Below are 5,452 nucleotides of genomic sequence, written 5' to 3' on the forward strand. Positions count from 1 at the left end.
GCCGGGCTCCCGCCGCCCCCCCCGCCCCCCCGCGGGGGGTTCACCACCACCGGGCCCGGCGGTTCGGCTGTGCGTCCCGGCCGGCCCCTGGTACCTGACGATGACCTGACGGCTCCGCGTCAGCGGATGCTGTCCACGTCGACGAGGTCGACCCGGACGTTGCGGCCGCCGAGCGCACCCACCACGGTGCGCAGTGCGCGGGCCGTGCGGCCGCCGCGGCCGATCACCTTGCCGAGGTCGTCGGGGTGGACCCGGACCTCGATGGTGTTGCCCCGACGCAGGTTGCGCGAGCGCACCTGCACCTCGTCGGGGTGCTCGACGATGCCCTTCACCAGGTGGTCGAGGGCTTCCTCGATCATGCTCAGGCCTCGGTGGAGGCGGCCTCGGCGTCAGCCTCGGCCTTGTCCGCCTTCTTGGCCTTCGGGGTGATGGCAACACCGGTGGTGCTGTCCTCGAACCCGGCGACGGCCTTGGCGAACAGGTGCGAGAAGTCCTCGACCTTCGGCTCGGCGACCTTCAGCGGCTCCGGCGCGGGCAGGCCCTTGAACTTCTGCCAGTCACCGGTGAGCTTGAGGATGGCGAGCACCGGCTCGGTCGGCTGGGCGCCGACGGACAGCCAGTACTGGGCGCGGTCGCCGTCGACCTCGATCTTCGAGGGGTTGTAGGTCGGCTGGTAGATGCCGATCTCCTCGATCGCGCGGCCGTCACGCTTGGTGCGCGAGTCGGCGACGACGATGCGGTAGTGCGGGGAGCGAATCTTGCCGAGACGCTTGAGCTTGATCTTGACTGCCACGGGAGTGGATTCTCCTGGTGTTGACGTGGGTGAGCGGCCGCTGCCACCGCGTGGGGTTGCGGCGACCGGCCGTTCAAGGGACACGCCAGCCGTAGGAGAGAGGGGTCCTGCTCGGCTGCCGAGTACTCAGCTGTCCATTCTGCCACAGTCGGGCCGAGGGCCCGAACCGGCCCGCGCGGGGGTCGCCGCCGGCCGGAGCGGCGGGAAGGGCGCGCGACGGGCCCGGCAGCGCGGCACGGGGCCCCGGCAGGACCCTGCCGGGGGCGGTGCACGGCGACGAGCGATGAGGACGGCACGGACGACAGCACTGCAGATCGGCCCGACCGAGGGCCCCCGCCCCCGGTAGAGCCGAGCACAGCGAACTGTCGAATTGGAGGGTGGTCACCGACGGCACGGAGGCCGGCGGGCGGTACTCAGCCGATCTTGAACGGCTGCTGGCAGGCGCCGCAGACGATGGACGCCTGGGCGAGCACGGAGGGGACGACACGGACGTTCCGCCCGCAGCCGCACACCGCCTTGACGCGGACGCCGCCACCGGACGAGCCGTGCCGCGCCGCGGGGCCGCGGAAGGCCCGGTGGCCGCCCTCGCCCGCGACGGCGAGCTGGTGGGCGCCGAGGGCGCGCTCCAGCCGCTCGATGGTGTCGGCGTACCTGTCCTGCGTCTCCTTGAGCATGGTCACCTGGGAGAAGCCGCTGCTGGCGTGCGGCTCGACCGGGTGGGCCAGCCCGAGCTCGGAGGCGAGCATCAGGAAGCGCCGGTTGTGGTAGCGGCCGGCCCGCGAGGTGTCGCGGATCTCCCGCGCGGCGGCCAGCCCGTGGGCGGCTTCGTGCAGCAGCCGCTCGAAACCGAGCCGGGTGCCGCACGCCGAGGAGGACTCGCCGATCAGCGCCTCGGGCGAGGCGAGGTCGGGCAGGTCCTGGTGGTGGGCCTGGATGTCGCTCCAGGCGGCGGCCAGTTCGGCCGCGAGGACGAGAGGCTGTGTCGTGCTCACGCTGGACCAACGATGGAGAGAGGGCCGATGTTCCGCGAGTTCCCGTTCACCGGGAATTCCCAGCAATCTCTCAGGAATGCGCACCCGCTCCTGAATTGCGTTGTTCTGACCTGACGCAAGACCAACCCCCTGCATCTGTGGACCCGTCGATTCTCGGCGGGGCTCTCGGCTATCTCCCGGGGAACGCGCACGCCGTCCCAAGGCGGACGGCCCGTAGCCCGGTCAAAATTGACAGGGCCACGGGCCGTATACCGTACCGCTTGTTTCGCACCGCCGGGAGTTGACCGGCGAGTAGCATCGACGAGCAGTGTGCAAACCTCGGTTAACAATCCGCTGAATCGGCATCGAATTGCAACGGAGCCGGTTCCGGAACGGCTTCGGTTTGTACCGTTCCCCGACCGGCGCCGCCCGGCCGCTCCACGATCGTTGACTCCCCGACCCGGCGCCCGACGCCCGGCACCCGCCACCGGCCGAGCCGCTCGGGGCGGCCGGTGGACCGGGCGACGGCGGTCAGTAGGCGCGGGCGACGATCGCGACGTTGCCGGGCTGGTCGTCGGCCTCCGGCACGGACCCGTCGGCGGCGACGATGCAGCGCACCGAGACGCCCTGCTCGGCCAGCCTGGCCTCGCCCTCCGGGCCGAGGTCGGCCCAGGAGATGCGGCCCCAGCCGGTGGCGGCGGCCTCGACGGCCTCCTCCACGGAGGCGACGTCGACCGTGCGGGACTCGCGGCGCTCGCGGGACTGGCGGAGCAGCAGCTCCTGGTCCTCCTCCAGGACGCCGGGCACGACCGCGGCCAGGGAGTCGGCCGCGACCGGCTCCTTGCCGCCGGCGATCCGGCGGACCAGCATCGCGGTGCCGTTCTCCAGGTCGCGCGGGCCGACCTCGATGCGCAGCGGGACGCCCTTGAGCTCCCAGTCGACGGCGCGGCGGCCGAACGGGGTGTCCGTCCGGTCGTCGACGACGGTGCGCACGCCCACGGCCTCCAGGGCGGCGCCGATCTCGCGGACCTTGGCGAGCACCGCCTCGTCGCCCTTGATCGCCAGCACCACGGCCTGGACGGCGGCGAGGCGCGGCGGCACCCGCAGGCCGCTGTCGTCGCCGTGGGACATGATCAGGCCGCCGACCATGCGGGTGGAGACGCCCCAGGAGGTCTGCCAGACGTGCTCGCGCTCGGCGCCCTGCAGCTGGTAGGTGGTGTTGAACGCCTTGGCGAAGTTCTGGCCCAGCTCGTGGCTGGTGCCCATCTGCAGGGCCTTGCCGTCACCCATCATGCCTTCGAGCGTGAGGGTGTTGATGGCGCCGGCGAAGCGCTCGCGGGCGGTCTTGCGGCCGAGCACCACGTCGATGCCGAGCACGTTGGTCATGAAGTCGCCGTAGACCTCGGTGTGGATGCGCGAGGCGTAGGCGCGGGCGTCCTCGTAGGTGGCGTGGGCGGTGTGGCCCTCCTGCCAGAGGAACTCGGTGGTGCGCAGGAAGACGCGCGGGCGGAGCTCCCAGCGGACGACGTTGGCCCACTGGTTGATCAGCAGCGGCAGGTCGCGGTGGCTCTGGACCCACTTCGAGAAGTACTCGTTGATGATCGTCTCGGAGGTGGGGCGGACGACGACCGGCTCCTCCAGCTCCTTGCCGCCGCCGTGGGTGACCACGGCGAGCTCGGGCGCGAAGCCCTCGACGTGCTCGGCCTCCTTGGTCAGGTAGGACTGCGGGATGAACATCGGGAAGTAGGCGTTCTGGGCACCGGCGCGCTTGATCCGGGCGTCCATCTCCTGCTGCATCCGCTCCCACAGGCTGTACCCGTACGGTCGGATGACCATCGTTCCGCGCACCGGACCGTTGTCGGCCAGTTCGGCCTTGTTGATCAGGTCCTGGTACCAGCGGGGAAAGTCTTCCGACTGGGGGGTGAGTACGGGTGTCTTGGCCATGGGGCGAATGGTACGGCGATCGGTGTGCCGACCGTGAATCCGTTTCACCGGCGCACTGCGGGGGCGCACACCTCGGCGCACGGACACTCCCTGCACACCTCTGGACGGCGGGGCCGGGGCGCTGTTCGCTGGAAGGCGGGGCGGGACACGACCGGGGGGAGCCGGAGCATCGGACGCACACACCGAATGGGAGGCCGCGATGGCTTCAGCGCAGGTGACCGGTACGACCGCGCAGCGCCCGCACGCGGGTGGCGGAGCGGGGTCGCACGGTCGGGCGCGTGACTGGGCGGAGATCCAGGAGCGGATGCTGGTGCCGCTCTACCAGGCGGTATACCGGCGACTGGAGGTCGGTCCGGCGACCAGCCTGCTCGGTCTCGGATGCCGCTCGGGGCTCGCCCTGCTGCTCGCCGCGGAGCGCGGCGCGCAGGTGGCCGGGCTGGAGGCGGAGGCCGAGCTGCGCGAGCTCGCGGAGGGCCGGCGGCTTCGGGTGGCGGGCGCCGGCGGCGTCGACCGGTCGGGCCAGTCCGTCCCCCGCTCGGCGTATTCGCTGGTCACCGTTTTCGAGGAGCTCGCCTACGTGGCGGATCCGGCGGTGCTGGTGCTGGAGGCCGCGGCGCTGACCCTGCAGGGCGGGCACGTGGTGCTGGCCGGCTGGGGTCCGCCGGAGCGGTGCGAGAGCGCGGGCGTGCTGGAGGTGGCCCGGCGCCGGTCGGTCCGGACGCCGTCCTTCGACCCGTTCGCGCTGAGCTCCCCCGGCGCACTGGAGGAGCTGTGCGCGGGCGTCGGGCTCCGACCCGCCGGCAGCGGCCGGGTCAGCTGTCCGTTCGCCTACCCGGACCTCGACAGCGCGGTCCGCGGCATGCTCTCCACCGGTCTGTACGAGGGCGCGATCGAGGAGTGGGGCCCGGCGCTGGTGACCAAGGAGCTGGAGGAGGCGCTGCACCCCTTCGTGCAGGCGGACGCCTCCGTCCGGATGGCCAACGTGTTCCGCTACGTGGTGGCCGAACAGCCCCGCTGAGCCGCCGCGGGCCCGGGGTGGACGTCCGTCCGCCGCGGGCCCGGGGCGGACGTCCGTCCGCCGCGGGCCCGGGGCGGACGCGGGTCGGCGGCCGGACGACGCGGGTCAGCGGTCGAGCGGGGTCCACTCCTCGGCGGTCAGCGCGTACCGCTCGTGGTCGCGCCAGGCGCCGGAGAGGAACAGCATCCGCGGGGTGAAGCCCTCGTGGCGGAAGCCGAGCCGCTCGGCCATGGCGACGGAACGGGTGTTGTCCGGCTGCACGTTGATCTCCAGCCGGTGCAGGCCGAGTCCGCCGCGCTCGCCGGGGGCGAAGCAGCGGTCGACCACCAGCCGCATGCCCTCGGTCATCCGCCCGGTGCCCGCGTAGGGCAGGTAGGAGTCGTAGCCGAGGGCGCCGTTGCAGAACCGGCCCATCACGATGTTGGCCACGTTGCACTTGCCGACGAGCCCGCCGGTGTCGACGTCCTCGATCAGGAAGGTGCGCAGGCCCGGTCCCTGACGGTCCAGCAGTTCGGCGAGGCCGTCCGGTTCGACCGGATTCCACCGGCCTATGTGCTCGGCCGAGCGGCGCACCGCCTCGGCGTACGGGGCCACGTCGTCCGGTCGGGGTTCCCTGATCCTCACTCGCACACCACCATCATCGTGCATGTGTGCGGTCGGACGCCGGGCGACCCCGGCGATCGGCCACGGCGGGCCCGGGAACGCCGCCGGCCCGCCGCCCCTCGG

General features: G+C 72.5%; 6 protein-coding genes. 1 reads left to right on the forward strand and 5 read right to left on the reverse strand.

Annotated elements, in window-relative coordinates; translation table 11 throughout:
* Positions 1 to 119: 119 nt before the first annotated feature.
* From AB0442_RS41675 to proS, 4 genes are all read right to left on the reverse strand, one after another.
* On the reverse strand, positions 120 to 359 hold the full coding sequence (locus AB0442_RS41675) for an RNA-binding protein (protein ID WP_030275689.1): 240 nt from the start codon (positions 357 to 359) through the stop codon (positions 120 to 122).
* 2 nt (positions 360 to 361) lie between these two features.
* Positions 362 to 793 carry a 30S ribosomal protein S16 gene (rpsP, locus tag AB0442_RS41680; protein ID WP_030275690.1) on the reverse strand — a complete coding sequence of 144 codons (432 nt, stop codon included), beginning with the start codon at positions 791 to 793 and terminating at the stop codon, positions 362 to 364.
* Positions 794 to 1,206: 413 nt separating this feature from the next.
* Positions 1,207 to 1,785, reverse strand: a complete 579-nt coding sequence (locus AB0442_RS41685; protein ID WP_030275691.1) for a hypothetical protein — start codon at positions 1,783 to 1,785, stop codon at positions 1,207 to 1,209.
* 510 nt (positions 1,786 to 2,295) lie between these two features.
* The gene (gene proS / locus AB0442_RS41690) at positions 2,296 to 3,708 is read right to left on the reverse strand and encodes a proline--tRNA ligase (protein WP_363543845.1); all 1,413 of its coding nucleotides are present in this window, start codon (positions 3,706 to 3,708) and stop codon (positions 2,296 to 2,298) included.
* Between the two features lie 199 nt (positions 3,709 to 3,907).
* Here proS and AB0442_RS41695 point away from each other — a divergent pair, with 199 nt between their 5' ends.
* A complete protein-coding gene (locus tag AB0442_RS41695; RefSeq protein WP_363543847.1) occupies positions 3,908 to 4,726 on the forward strand; it encodes a methyltransferase domain-containing protein in 819 nt (272 codons plus the stop codon).
* Positions 4,727 to 4,831: 105 nt separating this feature from the next.
* On the opposite strand, the gene AB0442_RS41700 is transcribed toward AB0442_RS41695, so the two are convergent.
* Positions 4,832 to 5,374, reverse strand: coding sequence for a GNAT family protein (locus tag AB0442_RS41700; RefSeq protein WP_363543848.1), 543 nt, complete (start codon positions 5,372 to 5,374; stop codon positions 4,832 to 4,834).
* Positions 5,375 to 5,452 lie beyond the last annotated feature (78 nt).

It is taken from the genome of Kitasatospora sp. NPDC085895 (genome assembly GCF_040702125.1).
GTDB lineage: Bacteria > Actinomycetota > Actinomycetes > Streptomycetales > Streptomycetaceae > Kitasatospora > Kitasatospora arboriphila.

What these genes read in the sequence shown, in the direction of transcription:
- AB0442_RS41675 (WP_030275689.1), bottom strand. Translation starts at nt 359, where the DNA reads ATGATCGAGGAAGCCCTCGACCACCTGGTGAAGGGCATCGTCGAGCAC.
- proS (WP_363543845.1), bottom strand. Translation starts at nt 3,708, where the DNA reads ATGGCCAAGACACCCGTACTCACCCCCCAGTCGGAAGACTTTCCCCGC.
- AB0442_RS41695 (WP_363543847.1), top strand. Translation starts at nt 3,908, where the DNA reads ATGGCTTCAGCGCAGGTGACCGGTACGACCGCGCAGCGCCCGCACGCG.
- AB0442_RS41700 (WP_363543848.1), bottom strand. Translation starts at nt 5,374, where the DNA reads ATGCACGATGATGGTGGTGTGCGAGTGAGGATCAGGGAACCCCGACCG.